The organism is Pelomonas aquatica (genome assembly GCF_026712205.1).
Taxonomy (GTDB): Bacteria; Pseudomonadota; Gammaproteobacteria; order Burkholderiales; family Burkholderiaceae_C; genus Pelomonas; species Pelomonas aquatica.
Genome location: NZ_JAPPUW010000023.1, coordinates 25,395 through 47,342, shown reverse-complemented (window position 1 = coordinate 47,342; position 21,948 = coordinate 25,395). Strand labels below are relative to the sequence as shown.

Sequence of the window (21,948 nt, the reverse complement as noted above, 5' to 3'; positions counted from 1 at the left end):
ACCTGCGGAAAGGGAATCCGGCCGCGATTATGGGTGGCGCACCACCGCCCTTTGCGACCAACTGCGGGGCGCCGGCCCCTCATAACTCACGTTCTCGCAGGGCATGGGCATCAGGCTGCCCTCGGGTTTCTCCGCGGCCTCGACGATGCAGGGCGGCATGCCGGCCAGCGTCTTCAGGATGTTGTAGAGCTGGTACTGCCGCGCACTGAAGCCGAGGTCGGCCGCCAGCGCCGCCGTCAGGCCGGCGAAGTTCAGCTTCAGGAAGGGCTTGCGGCGCAGCAGCGCCTGCTCGACGTCGAAGGCCAGGCGGTAGTGCCGGCCCTGGTCCAGGCCCTCGCGCTCGACCAGGCGCATCAGCGGCGGCAGCCGCTCGTCGTTCGCATGGATGGGGCGGCCGAAGCCGAGCACGCGCCGGCCGGCCAGCAGCTCCGCCGCGACGATGGCCTCGGCCGACGCGCCCGCGCGCAGCTGCGCGCCGGCACGCAGGAAGAAGTCGATGGCCTGCAGCCCCGGCCCGCCGCCGAACACGCCGGCCTCGGTCGCCGCGATGGCCGCCGACAGGCCCAGCACCGAAGCGCTGCGCGCGTTCGCCGCCAGCGCCGCGACGCGGTTGTTCCACAGCCGCGTGTCGGGGTAGCTGGTCAGCGTCCAGATGCCTTCCAGCACGCGCAGCTCGTGGGCCGCGAAGCGCCGGCCGGTGATGCCGAACACATACAGGCCCATCCAGCCGATGCCGTCCAGGTCGCGGTGCAGGTCCTGGCCGCGGAAGACCGCGCGCGTGCCCGGCCAGCAGGCGCCGACGCGCGTGCGCAGCACCTCGGCCTGCGCGGCCAGCATGTCCGGACCTCTCATGCCCGCGCCTCGGATCGGGCCGGGTCGTCCTGCAACTCGACCGGCGGGAAGGGGAAGCGCTTGTAGCCCAGCGCGCGCTGCTCCAGCGCATGCGCGGCGGCCCCCGGCAGGCGCAGCAGCAGATGCAGCATCTCGCCCTGCTCGGGGCTGAAGCCGAGGTCGGCGAGCACGGCCGCCGCCAGGCTGGTCATGGCCAGCGGCAGGCCCGCCGCGGCCTCCAGTTCGGCGCGGTGCGCGGCCAGCCAGCGCAGGCGCTGCGCCTCGGCATGCGCCGACAGCCGCTGCAGCGCCTGCAGCACGATGCCCGCGGTGCGCAGCCCGTGCGGCTCGAAGCCCGCGGCGCGCTCGGCGGCGGGCCAGATCTCCAGCCGCTCGGGCCGGGCCTCGCCAAGCCTGGCCTGCCAGGCGGCCAGCTCCATGCCGCATTCGGCCCAGCCCGTCATCGCTTCGAACACGTCGCGCGCGCCGCCCAGGCGCCCGGCGCCCGTGGCCAGCGCGGCCATCAGCGCGGCGGCGGCCGGCGCGCCGCCGGTGCTGCTGGCCATCGCGGCCTGCACGGCGGGGTCGCGCGGGCCGGCATTGGCCAGGGCCACGGCCAGGGCTTCGAGCAGTTCGGCCTGCTCGGGCCAGGGCGCCTCGCCGCGGAACAGCAGGAAGAGCATCTCGGCCCAGCGCGCCTGGCCCAGCATCTCGCCATAGACGTCGTAGCCGTGGCAGAAGGCCGCGCTCGCCGCGAAGGCGTTGTCGGGCTCGGCGTGCTCGCGCCAGATGCGGGTCGTCAAGGTCTGCGTCATCTGGCCGTCCCGAGGGTGCGCATGCGCAGGTTCATCGGCGGCACTTCCTCGCCGTCGATGCGCACGTCCAGCAGCGTCGGCCCGCGGCGCGACAGCAGCGCGCCGAAATCCAGCGCATCCAGGTCCTGCGTCGAGCGGACGACATGGCCGGGGATGCCCATGGCCGCGGCCATCGCGGCGAAGTCGACCTGGGGCAGCTGGAAGCCGATGGGCTCGGCGCCCGCCAGGCGCTGGCCGTGCTTGACCATGCCCAGCGCGCCGTCGTTGAGCACGACATAGAGCACGGTCAGGCCCAGTTCGGCCGCGACGGTGATCTCCTGGCCGTTCATCAGATAGCTGCCGTCGCCGGTCAGGCAGACGACCGGGCAGCGGCGGTTGGCCAGCGCGATGCCGACGGCCGAGCCGATGGCCCAGCCCATGGGCGCGAAGTCCATCGTCACGCGCAGCCAACTGGAGCTGCGCATGCGCCTCTCCTGGCCCGCGGGCAGGAAGGCACCGCCCGGCATGCGCGCGCTGCGCTGGTCGTGCGGCGCGAGGTAGTGCACGGCCCAGGCCGCGCTGTTGCCGGCGTCGGCGACGAAGCGGGTCTGCGGCGGGCAGCGCTCGCCCAGGCTGGCGACGAGGCGCTGCGGCTTCACGGGCGCGCTGTCGCCGCGCAGGGCCTGCGGGCTGTCGACCATGGCCTCGTAGGCCTGGCGCGCCATCTGCGGGTGCAGGAAGGGCAGCAGCTGCGCCTCCTGCCCCTGGTGCGACGGCGCGAGCAGCGCGATCAGCTGCTCGCAGACCGACTTGATGTGGCCACGCACGTGCAGCCGCGCCATCGGCGAGCGCATCAGGTTCTCGTCGCTGTCGTCGACATGGACGAGGCGGCTGTTCAGCAGCGCGGTGGACCAGCCGCCGCTGCTGAACTCGCCGAAGCCCGTGCCCAGCGCGATGACGAGGTCGGGCTCGCCCTGCAGCAGCTCGGCCGCGCTCGCATGGCCGCCGAAGCCGAACACGCCCCGGTAGCTCGGGTGGCGCGGGTTGATGAAGCCCTTGCCGTCCGGCGTCGTGATGAAGCGGCCTTCGGTGCGCCGCACGAGCTGCATCAGCTCGTTGGCCGCCTCGCCGCAGCCGTCGCCGATCAGCCAGACCGGCTGGCGCGCCGAGAACAGCAGCCGCGCGAGCTGGCGCACCGCGGGCAGATCGACGAGGGCCGGCGCGCGGCGCAGCAGGCCGGCGAAGTCCGGCGCCTCCAGCCCGTCGGCCAGCGGCTGGCGCAGGATGTCCACCGGGATGGACAGGTGGCTGGGGCCGCTGGGCGCGCGCTGGGCCTGCATCAGCGCATTGAAGAGCTTGGTCGGCAGCTGCTCGGCATGCGAGACCAGCGAGTTGTAGCGCGTGCAGGGCCGGAACATCGCAACGGTGTTGATGCCCGTGCAGCTCGACTCCTGCAGCGCGCCCCGGCCGAAGTTGCGAATCGGCGGCTGGCCGGTGATGACCAGCAGCGGCACGTGGTTGTCGTAGGCGCAGGCCACGCCGGTGATGAGGTTGGTGGCGCCCGGCCCGGAGGTCGCGATGCACACGCCCAGCCGCCCGGTCTCGCGGGCATAGCCGTCGGCCATATAGGCCGCGCCCTGCTCGTTGCGCGCCACGACGGCCTGCGGGCCGCCGCGGCGGGCGCTGCGCGCCAGCGCGTTGTAGAGCGGCTCGACGGCGCCGCCGGGCACGCCGAAGACGTAGTCGACGCCCAGGGCCGCCAGCGCAGCGACGATCAGGTCGGCGGCGTCCTGCGCCGGTTCGGTCACCCGGGCGAAGGCCGGGGCAAGAGCAGTGTTGGCTTCCACGTTGCAAGCAGGCAAGGGACGCCGCACGTGGCGAGGCGGCGGGCGCTGAGAAAGCGCCTCGCCCCCGTCGGGACCGCACGGCATCGGGAACGGATTGAGCCCACCGGGATGGGCTCGCGAGCAGCCGTGGACGGTCGTCCGGGCGGCCTCTTCCCCCTGCGTGCGCTTCGGGCAAAAGCCCTGCGGCATCTATGGCCTGCGCATGAATGCCATTGGCAACCGCGCAGTGAGATCAACTGTATCCATTTGCAACGGCGGCGCATCCCCGCGAATGCGGGCGACGGAGTCAGGGCTTGCCTGATGCTGCCGCATGCGGCAGCGCGGCCACGCCGGCGCCTGAGCGCCGGTTCAAGCGCTCTTCGTCGGGCGATCGGACTCAGCGCGCCGCGATGGCCGAGATCTGGATGAGTGCGTCCCGGGGCAGCCGGCCGGCCTGGATCGTGGCCCGGGCGGGCGGCTTGTCCTGGAAGAACTTCGCGTAGACGGCGTTCATCTTGCCGAAGTCGTTGATGTCCTTCAGGTAGACCGTCGTCGACACGACGTCCGCCATCGTCATGTGGTTAGCGGCCAGCACGGCCTTCAGGTTGTCGAGCGCCATCGCCGTCTGTTCCTCGATGGGCCCGGTGCTCAGCTGGTTGGTCTTCGGGTCGATGGCGGCCTGGCCGGACAGGAACAGCAAGTTGCCCACCCGCACGCCCTGCGAATAGGGGCCGATCGGTGCGGGAGCATCCTTGCTCACGACGACCTCCTTCACGAGGGGCGGGGCAGCGCAAGCCGACAGGGCGAGCAGCAGAGGAAACAACACACGCTTCATGCGACCTCCAGGACGACAGGTTGGCGGCGTTTCGTCGCTCCGCTTCGCCGCGGCAGCCTCCGATGGGAGCGACGCCGCAGTCTGCCGCCCGGCGCCTGAAAGCGCAACGCGGCCGCGTCAGGTCTTGAGCCGGTAGCCCACGCCCGCCTCGGTCAGCAGCCACTGCGGCCGGTTGGGGTCGGCCTCCAGCTTCTTGCGCAGATTGGCCATGTGCACGCGGACGTAGTGCACGTCCTCGGCATGGCCGGGGCCCCAGACGGCCTTCAGCAGGTGCTGGTGGGTCAGCACGCGGCCCGGCGCGGCGGCCAGCTCCTGCAGCAGCCGGTACTCGATGGGCGTCAGGCGCAGCTCCTCGCCGCCCCGCGTGACGGTGCGCAGCGCGCGGTCCACGGCGATGTCGCCGAAGCGCAGCACGGGGTCGGCATCGTTGCCGCCGCCGCCACCTCCCCTCGTGAAGCGGCGCAGCTGCACGCGCACGCGAGCCAGCAGCTCGGCCACGCCGAAGGGCTTGACGAGGTAGTCGTCGGCACCGGCGTCCAGGGCCTGCACCTTGCGCTCCTCGCCCTCGCGGGCCGACAGCACCAGCACCGGCGCCTGCGACCAGCCGCGGAACTCGCGGATGAAGTCCAGGCCGTCGCCGTCGGGCAGGCCCAGGTCCAGCACGACCAGCTCGGGGCGGCGCGTCGCCGCGTCGATGAGGCCGCGGGCCAGCGTGGCCGCCTCGAAGACCTCGATGCCCTCGCTCTCCAGCGCCATGCGCACGAAGCGCCGGATCTCCGGCTCATCCTCGATCATCAACACGCGTGCGGCGCTCACTCCGGTTTCTCCTGTGGCGGCTGACCGAGAGGAAGTTCGATGCGAACGCAGGCGCCGCCGGTCGCCACATTGTGGGCGCTGATGCGCCCGCCATGCGCCTCGACGATGGCCTTGCAGATGGCCAGGCCCAGGCCGACGCCGGGCGTGGCGCTCTCGCGGTCGCCGCGCTCGAACTTGTCGAAGAGCTGGGCCTCGCGGCCCGCCGGAAAGCCCGGGCCGCTGTCGCTGACATCGATCTCGACCTGCCGCCCCGCCGTGCGCGCGGCGACGCGGATGGGGCCGGACGCGTACTTGGCCGCGTTCTCCAGCAGGTTGACGAGCACGCGCTCGATGAGCACGGCGTCCAGCTCGACGAGGGGCAGCTCTGCCGCCAGGTCCACCGCCACGTCGCGGCCGGCCAGCACTTCGTCCAGGCCGGCGAGCGCGCTGCCGACGACCTCCTGCAGCGGCAGCCAGTGGCGGTTGAGCTGCACCGCGCCGGACTGCAGCCGCGCCATGTCCAGCAGATTGCCCACCAGCGCGCTCATGCGCAGCGCCGAGCGGCGCACCGCGTCGGCCACCTCGGCCTGGGGCGGGTTCAGCGGCGTCAGCTTCAGCGCGTCGGCCAGGCCCACGAGGGCGGCCAGCGGCGTGCGCAGGTCGTGGGAGACGGCCGTCAGCAGCGAGTTGCGCAGGCGCTCGCTCTCGATCTGCAGCGTGCTCTGCTGCGCCACCTCGATGTAATGGATGCGCTCCAGCGAGATGGCCAGCAGCGCCGCACAGGTGTCCAACAGCTCGCGCTCGTCGGGCAGCCAGCGCCGGCCCTGGCCGTCGACGGCGAGCACGCCGCGCAGCCGCATCGGCGCCGTCAGCGGCAGCATCAGGCAGGGGCTGGCGGGCAGCGTGTCGGTGCCCTGCCCGGCCGGCTGGCCGTGGTCGAAGGCCCATTGCGCAACGCCCAGGTCGGGCTGGGCGCTGCCCGAGCCCTGGACGGGCAGCACGGAAAGCACCTCGCGGCCGGGCGTGGCGCCGAGCGGCGGCGCGAGCACGGCCGACGCGACGCCGAACTCGGCGCGCAGGAAGCGCGTGCCGATCTCGGCCACCTGCTCGGGCACGAGGGCGGCGCCGAGGTCGCGCGACATCGCATACAGCCCGCGCACGCGGCGCTCGCGCTCCCGGGCCGCACGGGCCTGGGCCTGCAGGCCGGCCGCGAGCTGGCCGATGACCAGACCCACCAGCAGCAGCACGGCGAAGGTGACGAGGTATTGCGCGTCACTGACGGCGAAGGACCAGCGCGGCTCGACGAAGAAGAAGTCGAAGGCCGCGACGCCCGCCAGCGCGGCCAGCGCCGCCGGTGCGCGGCCGAAGCGCAGCGCCACGCCGACGACGTTGAGCAGGTAGAGCATCGCGATATTGGTCACCGCGATGAGATCCAGCAGCAGTCCGTTGATGGCCGTCGTCAGCGCGACGCCGGCCAGCGCCGCCGCGAAGCCGCGCAGCATGTGCGGCGCCAGCAGGCCGCGCGGCATGCGCGGCTGCGGCTCTGCGTCGCGCGCCACGGTCGGCAGCGCGACCTGCAGCACGTCCATGTCGTCGGCCAGGCGGTTCAGCGCCTCGGCCAGCGAGAGCCGGCCCGGCCAGCGCCAGGCGCTCTCGCGCCGGCCGACGACAAGGCGGGCCAGGTTGTGCTCGCGCGCATAGCCCACCAGCGCCGCCCCCACCTCGGGCGCCGACAGCAGGGCCGTGCGCGCGCCCAGGCTCTTGGCCAGCTCCAGCGTGCGCTGCACGCGCTGGCGGTCCGCGTCGCCCAGCGCCCTTGCCGTCTGCACATGCACGGCATGCCACTCCAGCCCGAGCTGCTGGGCCAGGCGGGCCGCGCTGCGCACGACCTTGTCGCTGTTGCCGCCGGGGCCGACGCAGGCCAGCAGCGATTCGCGGTTGGGCCAGACGGCCCCCTGCGCCAGCTGCGTGTGCTCGCGCCGGTAGGCCTGCATCTGGTCGTCGACGCGGTCGGCCGTGCGGCGCAGCGCCAGCTCGCGCAGCGCGAGCAGATTGCCCTTGCGGAAGAAGTTCTTGGCCGCGCGCTCGGCCTGCTGCGGCAGATAGACCTTGCCTTCTTTCAGCCGCTGCAGCAGCTCGTCGGGCGGCAGGTCGACGACGACCACCTCGTCGGCCTCGTCGAAGACCTTGTCGGGCAGCGTCTCCCAGACGCGGATGCCGGTGATGCCGCCGACGACGTCGTTCAGGCTCTCCAGGTGCTGCACGTTCAGCGTCGTCCAGACCTCCACGCCGGCCTCGCGCAGCTCCTGCGCGTCCTGCCAGCGCTTGGCATGCCGCGAGCCGGGCGCGTTGCTGTGGGCCAGCTCGTCCAGCAGCAACACGCCGCCGGGTTCGGCCGCGCCCCAGGCCAGCGCCGCGTCGAGGTCGAATTCGCGCAGCGCCTGGCCGCGCCCGGCCACCTCCCTCAGCGCGATGCGCGGCAGGTCGCGGGCGATGGCCTCGGTGTCGGCACGTGCATGGGTCTCGACGACGCCGATGCGCACCGGCCGGCCCTGCAGCTTGGCGGCATGCGCGGCCGCCAGCATCGCGAAGGTCTTGCCGACGCCGGCATTGGCGCCGAAGAAGATCTTCAGCCGGCCGCGCTTGGCGGCGGCTTCGTCGCGCTGCACCTTGGCCAGCAGCGCATCAGGGTCGGGGCGGTCGTCGGTCATCAGGCGTGCGGCAGGGCATCAAGTGCGAGATTAAGCCTCAGCACATTGACGCGCGGCTCGCCGATGAAGCCCAGCCAGCGGCCCTCGGTGTGCTGCTCGACGAGGGCGCGCAGCTTCGCGACCGGCAGGCCGCGCACGCGCGCGACGCGGGCCAGCTGGTAGTCGGCGGCGGCGCGGCTGATGTGGGGGTCCAGGCCGCTGGCCGAGGTGGTCACGAGGTCGACCGGCACGGGCAGCATGTTGCCCGGATCGGCCGCGCGCAGCGCCTGGATGCGCGCCTTGACGGCATCCGCCAGGGCCGGCGCCGTCGGCGCGAGGTTGGAGCCGGACGAATTGCCCGCGTTGTAGGGCATGGGGCCGGTGGCCGACGGGCGGCTCCAGAAGTGGCCGGGGTCGGCAAAGGTCTGGCCGATCAGCGTCGAGCCGACGGGCTTGCCGTCGCGCGCGACGAGGCTGCCGTTGGCCTCGTCAGGGAACAGCCCCTGCGCAACGCCGGTGACGACGAGCGGATAGGCCAGGCCGGTGACAAGGCTCAGCACGACGAACAGCGTCAGCGCGGGCCGCCACAGCGGCACCTCGGCCGTGGCCGCCGAGGCGGCGGGAGGGGTGGAAAGCGTGGTGGTCATGACGGGTTTCCTGTTCAGAAGGTCTTCTTCAGGCCGACGACCAGCGCGGTCTTGCCCATGAATTTTCCATTCACGGGACTGGCATAGGTCGTCTTGTCGGCGTCCGTGCCGACGAGGGATCCGCTCAGTACCAGGCCGGAGAAGTCCTTGGCCAGCGTCAGCGAGTAGTCGGTGTAGGAAGCGGCCGCGAGATGCCTGACTGTCTGGTGGCCGACGTGCGGCGCCAGGCTGAAGCCGTCGCCGATGTCGAAGTTGGCCGTCACGTCGAGGTAGCCGCTGTTCCTGCTGTCGGCGTAGCCGAACAAATTGGTCGTGCTGTGCGAATACTTGGCCGTCACCGGGCCGAAGCTCACCGCGCCGTAGAGCTCGAAGGTGTTGGCGCTGGGGTTGAGCTTGTTGCTCGGGTAGACGTACTGCAGCACGCCGACGTCCAGCGTCAGGCCCTTGGCGACCTCGGTCCTGTAGCCGCCGTACAGGTCGACCTCGACGTCGCCGTCGCCACCGGCGTCCTTGACCCACTTGATCGTCGAGGCCCAGGTGCCGACATAGAAGCCGTTCGCGCCGGCGTAGTCGATGCCGCCTTGCAGAGCGGGCCTCAGGCGGCTCTGCGAGATGCCGCGGTAGCGGTACTCGCTGACGACGCCGACATTGAAGGACAGCGGATCTGCCGCGGGCGCGGGTTCGTCGGCAAAGGCGGGAATGGCGGCCGCGAGGGCCAGCAGGGAAACGAGTGTTTTCATGAAATTTGGAAGTGGGTTCAAGCCAGGCCGAGCGCGACGAGGATGAGGTCGATGATCTTGATGCCGATGAAGGGCACGATGACTCCGCCCAGGCCGTAGACCAGCAGGTTGCGGCGCAGCAGCGCGGCCGCGCCGATGGCGCGGTAGCGCACGCCCTTCAAGGCCAGCGGGATCAGCACGACGATGATCAGCGCGTTGAAGATGACGGCGCTCAGGATGGCCGAGTTGGGGCTGGCCAGGCGCATCACGTTCAGCGCCGACAGCTGCGGGTAGGTCGACACGAAGGCCGCCGGCAGCACGGCGAAATACTTGGCCAGGTCGTTGGCGATGGAGAAGGTTGTCAGCGACCCGCGCGTCATCAGCATCTGCTTGCCGGTCTCGACGACCTCGATGAGCTTGGTCGGGTTGCTGTCGAGGTCGACCATGTTGCCCGCCTCCTTGGCGGCCTGGGTGCCGGTGTTCATCGCGACAGCCACGTCGGCCTGGGCCAGGGCCGGCGCGTCGTTGGTGCCGTCACCGGTCATCGCGACCAGCTTGCCCTGCGACTGCTGCTCGCGGATCAGCGCCAGCTTGGCCTCGGGCGTGGCCTCGGCCAGGAAGTCGTCCACACCGGCCTCCGCCGCGATGGCTGCGGCCGTCAGCCGGTTGTCGCCAGTGACCATGACCGTCTTGATGCCCATGCGGCGCAGTTGCGCGAAGCGCTCCTTGATGCCGGGCTTGACGATGTCCTTCAGTTCGACGACGCCGAGGATGCGCGCGCCGTCGGCAACCGCCAGCGGCGTGCTGCCGCGGCGCGCGGCCTCGTCCACCGTGGCCTGCACGCTGGCGGGCCAGCGGCCACCCAGGGCCTCGACATGGGTGCGCACCGCGCTTCCGGCGCCCTTGCGGATGCGGCGCTCGCCGAGGTCGACGCCGCTCATGCGCGTCTGCGCCGTGAACGGCACGAACTCGCCGTGGCCGGAGGCCGGGGCAGCGGGGCCGAACTTGCGGTCGGCCAGGGCCACGATGCTGCGGCCCTCGGGCGTCTCATCGGCCAGCGAGGCCAGGCGCGCCGCGTCGGCCAGCCGGGCCTCGCTGACGCCGTCCAGCGGCCAGAAGGCATCGGCCTGGCGGTTGCCCAGCGTGATGGTGCCGGTCTTGTCCAGCAGCAGCACGTCGACGTCGCCGGCGGCCTCGACGGCGCGGCCCGACGTGGCGATGACATTGGCCTGCAGCATGCGGCTCATGCCCGCCACGCCCACGGCCGACAGCAAGCCGGCGATGGTGGTCGGGATCAGGCAGACCAACAGTGCGACGAGCACGACGATGCCAACCGGCTGCCCGGCGCCCGCGACCGCCACGCTGAACTGCGAGAACGGCAGCAGCGTGGCGCACACGCCCAGGAAGACCAGCGTCAGCGCGACGAGCAGGATGGTCAGCGCGATCTCGTTGGGCGTGCGCTTGCGCTGCGCGCCTTCGACCATCGCGATCATGCGGTCGACGAAGGTCTCGCCGGGGTTGACGGCCACGCGGGCGACGACCCAGTCGGACAACACGCGCGTGCCGCCGGTCAGCGCCGAGAAGTCGCCGCCGCTCTCGCGGATGACGGGGGCCGATTCGCCGGTGATGGCGCTCTCGTCCACGGACGCGACGCCGTCGACGACCTCGGCATCGGCCGGCACGACGTCGCCGGTCTCGATGAACACCAGCTCGCCCTTGCGCAGCGTGCTGGCCTCGCGCGGCGTCCACTTCAGCGACTCGCGTGGCGCGCCGGCCTTCCAGCCGGCGAGGACCTTGGCCCAGGTCTCCTTCTTCAGGCCACGCAGCGACGCGGCCTGCGCCTTGCTTCGGCCCTCGGCCAGTGCCTCGGCGAAGTTGGCGAACAGCACGGTGAACCACAGCCACACGGTCACCGCGATGACGAAGCCATTCGGTTGGGCGATGGACAGGGCCGTCGTCAGCAGGCTGCCCAGGTAGACGACGAACATCACCGGGTTGCGCAACTGCGTGCGCGGGTCCAGCTTGCGGAAGGAATCGGCCAGCGCGGCGCGGGTCAGCGCGGGGTCGAACAGGGAGAAACCGGCGCGTTTCATTGCGCACCCCACAGAGTCAGATGCTCGACGACGGGCCCCAGGGCCAGCGCCGGCACATAGTTCAGAAGACCGACCAGCAGCACGGTGCCGATCAGCAGCACGACGAACAGCGGGCCGTGCGTGGGCAGCGTGCCCTCGCCGGGGGCGAGGCGCTTCTTGGCCGCCAGCGAGCCGGCCATGGCCAGCACCGGCACGATGACGCCGAAGCGGCCGATCCACATCACCAGGCCCAGCAGCAGGTTGTAGAAGGGCGTGTTGGCCGACAGGCCGGCGAAGGCGCTGCCGTTGTTGTTGCCGGCGGACGAGAACGCATACAGCACCTCGCTGAAGCCATGCGCGCCGGGCGCGGCGATGCCGGCCTTGCCCGGCTCCATGACGACGGCGATGGCCGTGCCGACGAGCACGGCGAGCGGCGTCAGCAGGATGGCCAGCGACACCATCTTCATCTCGTGCGCCTCGATCTTCTTGCCGAGGTATTCGGGCGTGCGGCCGATCATCAGCCCGGCGACGAAGACGGCCAGGATGGCGAACACCAGCATGCCGTACAGGCCCGCGCCGACGCCGCCGAAGACGACCTCGCCGAGCTGCATCATGACCAGGGGCACGAGGCCGCCCAGCGGCGTGAAGCTGTCGTGCATCGCGTTGACGGCGCCGCAGCTGGCGGCGGTCGTGATGACGGCGAACAGCGACGAGGCCTCGATGCCGAAGCGCACTTCCTTGCCCTCCATGTTGCCGCCGGACTGCGCAATACTCTGGGTCGCGTCGACGCCGAGCTTGGCGAGCTGCGGGTTGCCGGCCTGTTCGGCCGCCGTGGCCACGACGACCGCGACGACGAACATCGCCGTCATCGCGCCCAGCAGCGCCCAGCCCTGGCGCATGTCGCCCACCTGCCGGCCCATGACGAAGCACAGCGCCGCCGGGATCAGGAAGATGGACAGCATCTGCAGCGCGTTGGTGGCCGCGCTGGGGTTCTCGAAGGGATGCGCCGAGTTCGCGTTGAAGAAGCCGCCGCCGTTGGTGCCCAGCATCTTGATCGCGAGCTGCGAGGCCACCGGGCCGAGGGCGATGCTCTGGCCCTGGCCGCTCTTGTCTTCCATGACGGGCTGGCCGTCGGCGCCCTTGAGCGGCTGGCCGTCGGCGCCGACCTTGGGCTCCTGCCAGCTCTGCGCCTCGAGGGTCGTCACGTCCTGGTAGGGCCTGAGCGTCTGCACGACGCCCATGCCGGCCAGCACCAGCGCGAACACCAGGGACAGCGGCAGCAGCACCCACAGCGTCGCGCGGGTCAGGTCGGTCCAGACATTGCCGATGGCCTTGCCGCTGTGGCGGGCGAAGCCGCGCACCAGCGCGACGACGACGGCGATGCCGGTGGCGGCGGACAGGAAGTTCTGCACCGTCAGCGCGAGCATCTGGGTCAGATAGCTCATCGTCGTCTCGCCGCCATAGCCCTGCCAGTTGGTGTTGGTCACGAAGCTGACGGCGGTGTTGAAGGCCGAGTCGGGCGTGACGGCGGCCAGGCCCTGCGGGTTCAGCGGCAGCCATTGCTGCAGGCGCTGCAGCGCGTAGACGGCGAAGACGCCCAGCGCATTGAAGATCAAGAGGCCGAGCGCATAGCTCAGCCAGCCCTGCTCGGCATCGGCATCGACGCCGGCCAGCCGCAGCAGGCCACGCTCGACGCGGCGCAGCCAGCCCACGCGGCCTTCCATCGCCGCGTGGATCCAGCGCGCCAGCGGCCAGGCCAGCGCGAACAAGACGACGAGGAAGACGATCAGCTGAATCCAGGCGGACGTGCTCATGACAGGTCCTCCGGGAACAGCAGCGCCCAGAACAGATAAGCGACCAGCCCGACGACGAGGATGGTCGCAGCGATTTCGAAGCCGCTCATGACTTCCTCCTCGCCAGCTTGTCGCAGCCCCAGGCCGCGAGACCGGTCACAAGCGCGAGAGCCGCGCAGAGACCGAGAAAAACGATGTCCATGACACCTCCATAACGATGGAGGTCATTCTGGAAATCGGGCCGTCAAGCCGCCGACAAGAACGCGGCGGGCGGCATCAAGAAAGCATCAAGATTTGGGCAGCGCGAGCTGGGTGATGTCGATGCCGCGCTCCGCGGCGATGGCTTCCAGCACCGGCAGCAGCGGCCCCAGCTTCTCGTCCAGCGCGTCGCGCACGGTGTCGACGACGACCTGGGTGCTGCGCTCGATCTCGATGTGCACCGCGTCGCCAACGTCCTTGTCGCCGAAGGTCGTCATGCGCAGCGTCTCGGGGATGAGCCAGACCTCGAACCAGCCCGAGCCGTCGCGCTCGCGCCGGGCCTCGGCCACGGTCAGGCTGCAGCCGTTGACGCCGATGTATCCCTTGGCGAAGACATAGCGCATCCACGGCGCCGGCAGCGCGAAGCGGATGACGTGGTTGTTGTCGGGCCTGCGGATCTCTGCGATGCGGGCAGACACGTCCACATGCCCCGACAGCGGATGGCCGCCGATCTCGACGCCCTCCTTCGCGGCGCGCTCGACGTTCAGGCCCGAGCCCACCATCAGGCCGCCCAGCGTCGTCAGCCTGAGCGTCTGCGCCATCACGTCGAAGCTGGCCACGCCGGGCGCCGGGCGCTCGGTGACGGTCAGGCAGACGCCGTCGCAGGACACGCTAGCACCGATGGCCAGTTCCGCGTCGAAGCCCTGCGGGAACTTCAGGTGCAGCGTGTGCAGGCCCTCGCGGGCCTCGATGGATTCGACGCGGGCGACGCCCTGGACGATGCCTGTGAACATGATGAAAAAGGGCCCCGAAGGGCCGCCTGGAGAGAGTCGGGCCAGCTTACCAGCTGACCTCGCGGTCGGGGGTCGAGCCGATCTTGTGGATGGACAGGTCGGCGCCCTCGAACTCCTGCTCGGCGTCCAGCCGCAGGCCGACGAAGCGCTTGATGACGCCGTAGACGACGAAGCCACCCGCCAGCGCCCAGGCCACGCCGCCCAGCGTGCCCAGCAGCTGCGCACTCAGGCTGACGCCGCCGATACCGCCCAGCGCCTTCTGGCCGAAGATGCCGCAGGCGATACCGCCCCAGGCGCCGCACAGGCCATGCAGCGGCCAGACGCCGAGCACGTCGTCGATCTTCCAGCGGTTCTGCGTCAGCGTGAAGAACTGGACGAACAGCCAGCCGGCCACGCCGCCGGTCACCAGCGCGCCCAGCGGGTGCATGAGGTCCGAGCCGGCGCAGACGGCCACCAGGCCGGCCAGCGGGCCGTTGTAGGCAAAGCCGGGGTCGTTGCGGCCGAGCAGCGTGGCCACCAGCGTGCCACCCACCATGGCCATCAGCGAGTTCACGGCCACGAGGCCGGACATCTTGTCCAGCGTCTGCGCGCTCATCACGTTGAAGCCGAACCAGCCCACGGTCAGCACCCAGGCGCCCAGGGCCAGGAAGGGGATGCTGGATGGCGGGTGGGCGCTCATCGCGCCGTCCTTGCGGTAGCGGTTCAGGCGCGGGCCGAGCAGCAGCACGGCCGCGAGGCCGATCCAGCCGCCCACCGCGTGCACGACGACGCTGCCGGCGAAGTCATGGAACTCGGCGCCCGTGGCGGCCTTGAGCCAGGCCTGGATGCCGAAGGCCTGGTTCCAGGCGATGCCCTCGAAGAAGGGGTAGACGAAGCCGACGATGATCGACGTGGCCGCCAGCTGCGGGCCGAAGCGGGCCCGTTCGGCGATGCCGCCCGACACGATGGCGGGAATGGCCGCCGCGAAGGTCAGCAGGAAGAAGAACTTGACGAGCTCGTAGCCGTTCTTCTGCGCCAGCGTCTCGGCCCCGGAGAAGAAGTGCGTGCCGTAGGCGACGAGGTAGCCGATCAGGAAATAGGCCAGCGTGGACACGGCGAAGTCCACGAGGATCTTCACCAGCGCATTGACCTGGTTCTTCTTGCGCACGGTGCCCAGCTCCAGGAAGGCGAAGCCTGCATGCATGGCGAGCACCATGATGGCGCCCAGCAGGATGAAGAGCGCGTCCGCGCCCTGCTTGATCGATGACTCCAACGCTGTCTCCGGCCCCAGGTTCCAGGCTTGGGCGACATGCACCAAGCCGAACCGGCATGCACCGAAACAGCAAATTCAATGCCCGCTTTTAAGGCGCAGTCTTTTGGCGGGAAGGCACCACAAGGCGGCGATCAGCCCTTGTTTGGTGCGCTGAGCGCACTCTTCTCGAACGCTTCCGCACTGAATCCGAGCGTCAGCCGGCCGTCCGGCCAGCGCACCACCGGTCGCTTGATGACGCTGGGCTCGGCCAGCATCAGGGCCGTGGCGCTGGCGTCGTCGACGACGCCGGCCTGGGTGGCATCGTCCAGCCGGCGCCAGGTCGTGCCGGCGCGGTTGACCAGCCTGTCGCGGCCGAAGGCCTGCAGCCAGGCCGGCAGCAGTTCCGCGGGAACGCCCTGCTTCTTGAAGTCATGGAAGACGACCTCCAGGCCCTGTCCGGCCAGCCAGGCGCGGGCCTTCTTGACGGTGTCGCAATTGGGAATGCCATAGACGGTGATCATGGGGCGCGAAGCTACCATGAGCCGGTTGCCATCCAAGCCAACGGAGATGCGATGCTGAAGACGATCAAGAGCCGCCTGCTGGCGGCATGCCTGGGTCTGATGGTGGTGTCGGTGCTGCTGGCCACGCTGACCAGCTACCGCGCCGCGCGCAGCACCATCCTGCACGACCTGGCCGCGCAGCTCGGCGCCAACGGCCAGGCGCAGGCGGACCGCATCGCCTCCTGGGCCAAGGGGCAGAAGCATGTCGTGCAGGCCATGGCGCCGGCCCTGGCCGCGGCCGACCCGGCGCCGGCGCTGCAGCAGGGGCTGACCTCGGGCGCGCTGGACCTGGCCTATGTCGGCGGCGCCGACAAGCGCATGGTCTCGGTGCCGGACCGCCAGCGCGCGGCCGACTACGACCCCACGTCGCGCACCTGGTACAAGCTCGCGTCCACGAGCCCCGAGCCGGTGCTGACGGCGCCCTATATCGCCGCCTCGTCCAAGAAGCTGGTCGTCACCTTCGCCTATGCGATCCGCGCCGGTGGCGAGATCAAGGGCGTGGCCGGCTCCGACGTGACGCTGGACGAGGTCGTCACGACGATCAACCAGCTCAAGCCCACGCCGTCGGGCTTCGCCTTCCTGGCCGACAAGGCTGGCAAGATCATCGCCCACCCGGATGCCGCGCTGACGCTCAAGCCCATGACCGAGCTGGCGCCCGAGCTGACGCCGGCCAGGCTGACCGGGGCCGGCGCCGACGAACTCGTCGAGGTCAACGTCGGCGAGCACGGCTTCTTCCTGCGCGCAGCGCCCGTGGCCGGCACGGACTGGCTGCTCGTCACGGCGGCCGAGCGCGGCGAGGCGCTGGCCTCGCTGAGCGCGCTGCTGCGCGACGCCGGCATCGCCCTCGTGCTGCTGCTCGTCGGCGCGACGCTGTTCGCGACCTGGCTGGTCAACTCCCTGCTGCACCGCCTCGTCGTCGTGAAGGACGCGATGCTGCAGATCGGCAGCGCCGGGGGCGGCGACCTGACCCAGCGCCTGAACGACGCCGGCGAGGACGAGCTGAGCGACATCGCGCGCGCCTTCAACCAGTTCGTGTCGCAGATCGAATCCGTCATGCGCGGCGTGGCCGCCAGCGCCGAGTCCATCGCGACGGCCTCGCGCGAGATCGCGGCCGGCGCCCAGGATCTGAGCGGCCGCACCGAGAGCGCCGCCGCCAGCCTGGAGCAGACGGCCTCGTCCATGCAGCACATCACGCAGACCGTGCAGCGCAGCGCCGACCAGGCGCAGGAGGCCGACGGCCATGCCCGCGGCACCGCCGACGTGGCCCAGCGCGGCGGTGAGGTGGCCCAGCAGGTGGCCTCGACGATGCAGGAGATCAGCGCCAGCTCGGTGCGCATCAACGACATCATCGGCACCATCGACGGCATCGCCTTTCAGACCAACATCCTCGCGCTGAACGCGGCCGTGGAAGCCGCGCGCGCCGGCGAGCAGGGCCGCGGCTTCGCGGTCGTGGCCGGCGAAGTGCGCGCGCTGGCCCAGCGCAGCGCCGAGGCGGCCCGGGAGATCAAGGGCCTGATCGGCAGCAGCGTGGAGCGCGTTGCCGACGGCAGCCGCCTCGTCGACGAGAGCGCGCAGACCATGCAGGAGATCCTGCGCAGCGTGCAGCGCGTGACGGCCATCGTCACCGAGATCAGCGCCGGCGCGGCCGAGCAGAGCCGCGGCATCGGCGAGGTCAACACCGCCGTCTTGCAGCTGGACCAGATGACGCAGCAGAACGCCGCCCTCGTCGAGCAGTCCGCCGCCGCGGCCGAGAGCCTGAAGGACCAGGCCGCGCAGCTGTCGCAGATCGTCGCCACCTTCCGCATCGGCCGCCGATGATCGACTGGCTGGACGAGGCCACGCTCGACTTCCCCCCGAGCTCGCACGCCCTCGGTGCGCGCACCGACGCACCCGGCCTGCTCGCCGCCGGCGGCACGCTGACGCCGCAGCGACTGGAAGCCGCCTACCGCCGAGGCGTCTTCCCCTGGTACGGCCCCGGCCAGCCGCCGCTGTGGTGGGCGCCCGACCCGCGCATGGTGTTGAAGACGGCCGACTTCAAGCTGTCGCGCTCGCTGCGCAGGACGGTGCAGCGCTTCGCCGCGACGCCCGGCTGCGAGATCCGCGTCGACCATGATCGCGCCGCCGTGCTCCAGGCCTGCGCCGGCGCGCCGCGCGACGGGCAGGCGGGCACCTGGATCGTGCCCGAGCTGCAGGCCGCCTACCTGGCCTGGCCGGCCCTGCACAGCGTCGAGACCTGGGTGGACGGCGAGCTCGCCGGCGGCCTGTACGGCGTCAACCTCGGCCGCATGTTCTACGGCGAATCGATGTTCATGCGCCGCACGGACGCGTCCAAGATCGCGCTGTGCGCGCTGGTCTGCCTGTGCCGGGAATTCGGCATCCCGTGGATCGACTGCCAGCAGAACACCCGGCACCTGGCCTCGCTGGGGGCCGCCGAAGTGCCCAGGAACAGGTTCGAAGCCCATCTTGCCGCCCATGTCGACGAGCCCGCGCCGCGGCCGTGGACCTATCATCCGGACTACTGGCACCAGCATCTGCTGAATCCGACGTGACCCATCCCAAAGAACTGCCGCTTGCGCAGATCCAGTTCTATGCCACGGCGGCCTATCCGTGCAGCTATGTGCCGGGCCGCCAGGCGCGCTCGCAGGTCGCCACGCCCAGCCACCTGATCCACGCCGACGCCTACTCCAACCTCGTCGCGGCGGGCTTTCGCCGCAGCGGCCTGTTCACCTACCGCCCCTACTGCGACCAGTGCCGCGCCTGCGTCGCGCTGCGCGTGCCGGTCGACCGCTTCCTGCCCAACCGCAGTCAGAAGCGCGCCTGGAAGGCCCATCGCCAGCTGCAGGCCAAGGTCATGCGCCTGGGCTACTCGCCCGAGCACTACGCCCTCTACCTGCGCTACCAGGCCGGCCGCCACAGCGGCGGCGGCATGGACCACGACAGCGTCGACCAGTACACGCAATTCCTGCTGCAGAGCCGCATCAACTCCCGCCTCGTCGAGTTCCGCGAGCCGATGCCGGACGGCAGCGCGCCGCTGCGCATGGTGTCCATCCTCGACATCCTCAGCGACGGCCTGTCGGCGGTCTACACCTTCTACGACCCGGACGTGGACGCCAGCTACGGCACCTATGGCGTGCTGTGGCAGATCCAGCAGACCCGCGAGCTCAAGCTCAGCCACCTCTACCTGGGCTACTGGATCGAGGAGAGCCCGAAGATGGCCTACAAGGCCGGCTTCAGGCCGCACCAGATCCTGCAGAACGGGGTCTGGACGGACGCCGCAGAAAGCTAGACCAGCACTTCCACACAGGCCGGGTGGCCGAGGAAGCCCTCGGGGCTGGCGCTGCGTCCATAGGCGCCGCTCTGGTAGACGACCGCCAGGTCACCGACCTCGCCGCGGGCAATGTCCATGCGGTCCGCCAGCAGGTCCAGCGGTGTGCACAGCGGGCCGACGATGCTCGCCGGCTCGGTGGCCGCTTCGCGGCGGCCCTGGGGCTCGACGGAGGCCGGGTAGTTCTTGCGCAGCACCTGGCCGAAGTTGCCCGAGGCCGACAGGTGGTGGTGCAGGCCGCCGTCCGCCACCAGGAAGACCTGGCCGCGCGACAGCTTGCGGTCGACGACGCGGCTGACGTAGATGCCGGCCTCGCCGACGAAATAACGGCCCAGTTCGATGACCAGCTTGGCCTGCGGCAGGTCCGCCCTGGCGCGCTCCTGCAAGGCCGCGAGGTTGGCCGCGATGGGCGCCAGGTCCAGCCGCGTCTCGCCCGGGAAATAGGGGATGCCGAAGCCGCCGCCCAGGTTCAGGAAGCGGACCGGCGCTGGTGCCGACTCGGACAGGCGCAGGGCCAGCTCGTAACTCTTGAGCTGGGCCTCGCAGATGGCCTCGGCCTTCAGGTTCTGCGAACCGGCGAACAGGTGGAAGCCCTCGAACGCGAGGCCGTCGCCGCCGAGGCGGCCGACCTCGGCCAGCACCTCGGGCAGCGCCTCGGCATCGATGCCGAACTGCTTGGGCCCGCCGCTCATGCGCATGCCCGAGCCCTTGAGCTCGAAGTCCGGGTTCACGCGCAGCGCGACGCGCGCCGGCTGGCCCAGGCGCTGCGACGCCCTGGCCAGCGCCGCCAGTTCGCGTGCCGACTCGACGTTGACAAGCACGCCGGCCGCGACGGCCTGGGCCAGCTCGATGTCGCGCTTGCCGGGGCCGGCGAAGCTGATCTCGTGCGGGTCGGCGCCCGCGTTCAGCGCCACCTGCAGCTCGCCGGCCGAGGCCACGTCGATGCCGTCGACCAGGCCCGCCATCAGCTGCACCAGCGCCGGCATCGGGTTGGCCTTCATCGCGTAATGCAGTTCGATGCCCTTGGGCAGGGCCGCGCGCAGCTCGGCCACGCGGGCCTTCAGCAGGCCGCGGTCGTAGGCATAGAAGGGCGTCTGGCCGACGCGCTCGGCCAGCACGGACAGGCGCTGGCCGCCGACGAGCAGTTCGCCACTGGCGTCGCGGGGAAAGAGGACGGGCGCGTGTTCGAGCACGCGCTTCGGGGCAGTGGGTTCGCTCATGCTGCGTGGCGCTCGGCCCAGTCGGTCGAGAGGGTCTTGCGGTCGATCTTGCCGTTGGGGTTGCGCGGCAGCGGGCCGCTGCGGGCAGCGATGCCGTGGGGCAGCATATAGGCCGGCATGCGGGCCTTGCAGGCGGCGGTCAGCGCGGCCAGATCCAGTTCGCTCGCGCCTTCGGGCGGCGTCACGATGACCTGGATAGCCTGGCCCAAGGTGTCGTGATCGACGCCGAAGGCGACGCACTCGCCCACCAGGCCGGTCGCGTACAGGATTTCCTCGACCTCGGTCGGGCTGACGCGGTAGCCCGAGGTCTTCATCATCTCGTCGCGGCGGCCGACGAAGTACAGGAAGCCCTCGGCATCGCGGCGCACCGTGTCGCCGGAGAACACGGCGAACTCGGGCAGCTGCAGGCCGCCCTCGCGCCCGCCGACGCCGACCGGCAGCGGCTTGTAGCGCTCGGCCGTCTTCTCGGCGTCGTTCCAGTAGCCCAGGCCGACGAGGGCGCCGCGGTGCACCAGCTCGCCGGGCTCGTCGGGCGCGCATTCCGTGCCGTCCTCGCGCAGCACCAGGATCTCGGCGTTCGGGATGGCGCGGCCGATGGAGTCCGGGCGGCGGTCCACCTCGCTCGGCGGCAGATAGGTCGAGCGGAAGGCTTCCGTCAGCCCGTACATCAGGAAGGGCCTGGCGGACGGCGCCTTGGCGCGCAGCAGGTCCAGCGTCGCGCGCGGCATGCGGCCGCCGGTGTTGGCGAAATAGCGCAGATGGGCGTCGATGGCGGCGGGCCATTCGAGCTGGGTCAGCTGGATGTAAAGCGGCGGCACGGCGGTCAGGCCCGTGACCTTCTCGCGCTCCATGGCCTTGAGCACGTCGCGCGGCAGCAGATAGTTCAGCAGCACGACGCGGGCGCCGCTGTGGAAGGCCGTCGTCAGCTGGCTGAAGCCGGCATCGAAGGACAGCGGCAGCGCGGCCAGCAGCGTGTCGCTGGCGCGGTTCTCGAGGTAGCCGGCCACGCTCTTGCCGCCGGCCACCAGGTTGCGGTGGGACAGCACGACGCCCTTGGGCCGGCCCGTCGAGCCCGAGGTGTAGAGGATGGCCGCCATGTCGGTGTCGATGACACGGTGACCATCGCGCGCCGATGCGCCCAGCAGCGCCGCCCAGTCATGCACCGGCACCGGCGCCGCGCCGGCGCCGCCGGTCAGCACGACATGGCGCAGCGACTGGCACTGGGTCAGCACCTCGCCGAGCTGCGACAGGCGCTCGGGCGAGGTGACGAGCACCCGCACGTCGCAGTCGCGCAGGATGAAGCCGACCTGCTCGGGCTTGAGCAGCGGATTCAGCGGCACGAAGACAGCACCGGCGGCCGGCGCGCCGAAGCTGGCGACGACCGTCTCGAAGCGCTTCTCGAGGTAGATCGCGACGCGCTCGCCGCGGGCCAGGCCCAGCTGCATCAGCCCGCCGGCGAAGCCGCGCACGGCCGCATCCAGCTCGCCGTAGCCCAGCGTCGCCGCGCCGTAGCTCAGGGCCGGGGCGTCGGGCGTGCGCTCGGCGGCGACGGCCACCAACTCGTTCAGCAGGGTCGATTCGGGCATGAAGGCGCGGCCGCAAAGCGGGCGTTGACAGT

19 protein-coding genes are annotated in these 21,948 nt (G+C 71.1%); 3 read left to right on the top strand and 16 right to left on the bottom strand.

From position 1 onward, the window contains the following. Positions 1-27: 27 nt before the first annotated feature. The 14 genes from NYP07_RS20065 to NYP07_RS20000 all read right to left on the bottom strand — a co-directional run bounded on the left by NYP07_RS20065 (position 28) and on the right by NYP07_RS20000 (position 15,746). Positions 28-852: a citrate synthase family protein gene (locus NYP07_RS20065; protein WP_268153510.1), complete on the bottom strand. Its 825-nt coding sequence runs from the start codon at positions 850-852 to the stop codon at positions 28-30. Next, positions 849-1,646 carry a citrate synthase family protein gene (locus NYP07_RS20060; RefSeq protein WP_268153509.1) on the bottom strand — a complete coding sequence of 266 codons (798 nt, stop codon included), beginning with the start codon at positions 1,644-1,646 and terminating at the stop codon, positions 849-851. Before NYP07_RS20060 ends, NYP07_RS20065 begins: the two co-directional genes overlap by 4 nt. Next, a complete protein-coding gene (locus NYP07_RS20055; RefSeq protein ID WP_268153508.1) occupies positions 1,643-3,472 on the bottom strand; it encodes a thiamine pyrophosphate-binding protein in 1,830 nt (609 codons plus the stop codon). The genes NYP07_RS20060 and NYP07_RS20055 overlap by 4 nt, the downstream gene beginning before the upstream one ends. 376 nt (positions 3,473-3,848) lie before the next feature. Further along, positions 3,849-4,286, bottom strand: coding sequence for a Rid family detoxifying hydrolase (locus tag NYP07_RS20050; protein WP_268153507.1), 438 nt, complete (start codon positions 4,284-4,286; stop codon positions 3,849-3,851). A gap of 117 nt (positions 4,287-4,403) precedes the next feature. Continuing rightward, the gene (locus NYP07_RS20045) at positions 4,404-5,081 is read right to left on the bottom strand and encodes a response regulator (protein ID WP_268153531.1); all 678 of its coding nucleotides are present in this window, start codon (positions 5,079-5,081) and stop codon (positions 4,404-4,406) included. A gap of 17 nt (positions 5,082-5,098) precedes the next feature. Further along, the gene (locus NYP07_RS20040; protein ID WP_268153506.1) at positions 5,099-7,792 is read right to left on the bottom strand and encodes a DUF4118 domain-containing protein; all 2,694 of its coding nucleotides are present in this window, start codon (positions 7,790-7,792) and stop codon (positions 5,099-5,101) included. Further along, complete coding sequence (gene kdpC / locus NYP07_RS20035; protein WP_268153505.1) at positions 7,792-8,418, bottom strand: potassium-transporting ATPase subunit KdpC; 627 nt, start codon at positions 8,416-8,418, stop codon at positions 7,792-7,794. Before kdpC ends, NYP07_RS20040 begins: the two co-directional genes overlap by 1 nt. A 14-nt stretch (positions 8,419-8,432) precedes the next feature. Then, entirely contained in the window at positions 8,433-9,158 is a 726-nt protein-coding gene (locus NYP07_RS20030; RefSeq protein ID WP_268153504.1) for a TorF family putative porin, read from the bottom strand. Positions 9,159-9,175: 17 nt separating this feature from the next. Then, positions 9,176-11,230, bottom strand: a complete 2,055-nt coding sequence (gene kdpB, locus NYP07_RS20025; protein ID WP_268153503.1) for a potassium-transporting ATPase subunit KdpB — start codon at positions 11,228-11,230, stop codon at positions 9,176-9,178. Continuing rightward, on the bottom strand, positions 11,227-13,023 hold the full coding sequence (kdpA, locus tag NYP07_RS20020) for a potassium-transporting ATPase subunit KdpA (protein ID WP_268153502.1): 1,797 nt from the start codon (positions 13,021-13,023) through the stop codon (positions 11,227-11,229). Before kdpA ends, kdpB begins: the two co-directional genes overlap by 4 nt. Further along, positions 13,020-13,112, bottom strand: coding sequence for a K(+)-transporting ATPase subunit F (kdpF, locus tag NYP07_RS20015; protein WP_268153501.1), 93 nt, complete (start codon positions 13,110-13,112; stop codon positions 13,020-13,022). The genes kdpA and kdpF overlap by 4 nt, the downstream gene beginning before the upstream one ends. 177 nt (positions 13,113-13,289) lie before the next feature. Continuing rightward, on the bottom strand, positions 13,290-13,994 hold the full coding sequence (locus tag NYP07_RS20010) for a riboflavin synthase subunit alpha (protein ID WP_268153500.1): 705 nt from the start codon (positions 13,992-13,994) through the stop codon (positions 13,290-13,292). A 46-nt stretch (positions 13,995-14,040) separates the two neighbouring features. Continuing rightward, positions 14,041-15,246, bottom strand: coding sequence for an ammonium transporter (locus NYP07_RS20005; RefSeq protein WP_268153499.1), 1,206 nt, complete (start codon positions 15,244-15,246; stop codon positions 14,041-14,043). Positions 15,247-15,377: 131 nt separating this feature from the next. Continuing rightward, positions 15,378-15,746, bottom strand: coding sequence for an arsenate reductase (locus tag NYP07_RS20000; protein ID WP_268153498.1), 369 nt, complete (start codon positions 15,744-15,746; stop codon positions 15,378-15,380). A 51-nt stretch (positions 15,747-15,797) separates the two neighbouring features. Between NYP07_RS20000 and NYP07_RS23990 the strand changes: the two genes are divergently transcribed. The 3 genes from NYP07_RS23990 to NYP07_RS19980 are packed head-to-tail and all read left to right on the top strand — an operon-like array spanning position 15,798 to position 19,071. Further along, a complete protein-coding gene (locus NYP07_RS23990) occupies positions 15,798-17,603 on the top strand; it encodes a methyl-accepting chemotaxis protein (protein ID WP_276597550.1) in 1,806 nt (601 codons plus the stop codon). Next, a complete protein-coding gene (locus NYP07_RS19985; protein ID WP_268153497.1) occupies positions 17,600-18,334 on the top strand; it encodes a leucyl/phenylalanyl-tRNA--protein transferase in 735 nt (244 codons plus the stop codon). The genes NYP07_RS23990 and NYP07_RS19985 overlap by 4 nt, the downstream gene beginning before the upstream one ends. Continuing rightward, on the top strand, positions 18,331-19,071 hold the full coding sequence (locus NYP07_RS19980; RefSeq protein ID WP_268153496.1) for an arginyltransferase: 741 nt from the start codon (positions 18,331-18,333) through the stop codon (positions 19,069-19,071). The genes NYP07_RS19985 and NYP07_RS19980 overlap by 4 nt, the downstream gene beginning before the upstream one ends. Here the strand turns inward: NYP07_RS19980 and NYP07_RS19975 are convergent. Then, on the bottom strand, positions 19,068-20,330 hold the full coding sequence (locus tag NYP07_RS19975; protein WP_268153495.1) for a pyridoxal-dependent decarboxylase, exosortase A system-associated: 1,263 nt from the start codon (positions 20,328-20,330) through the stop codon (positions 19,068-19,070). The genes NYP07_RS19980 and NYP07_RS19975 overlap by 4 nt on opposite strands. Next, positions 20,327-21,916 carry an acyl-CoA ligase (AMP-forming), exosortase A system-associated gene (locus NYP07_RS19970; RefSeq protein ID WP_268153494.1) on the bottom strand — a complete coding sequence of 530 codons (1,590 nt, stop codon included), beginning with the start codon at positions 21,914-21,916 and terminating at the stop codon, positions 20,327-20,329. Before NYP07_RS19970 ends, NYP07_RS19975 begins: the two co-directional genes overlap by 4 nt. Between the last annotated feature and the right edge of the window lie 32 nt (positions 21,917-21,948).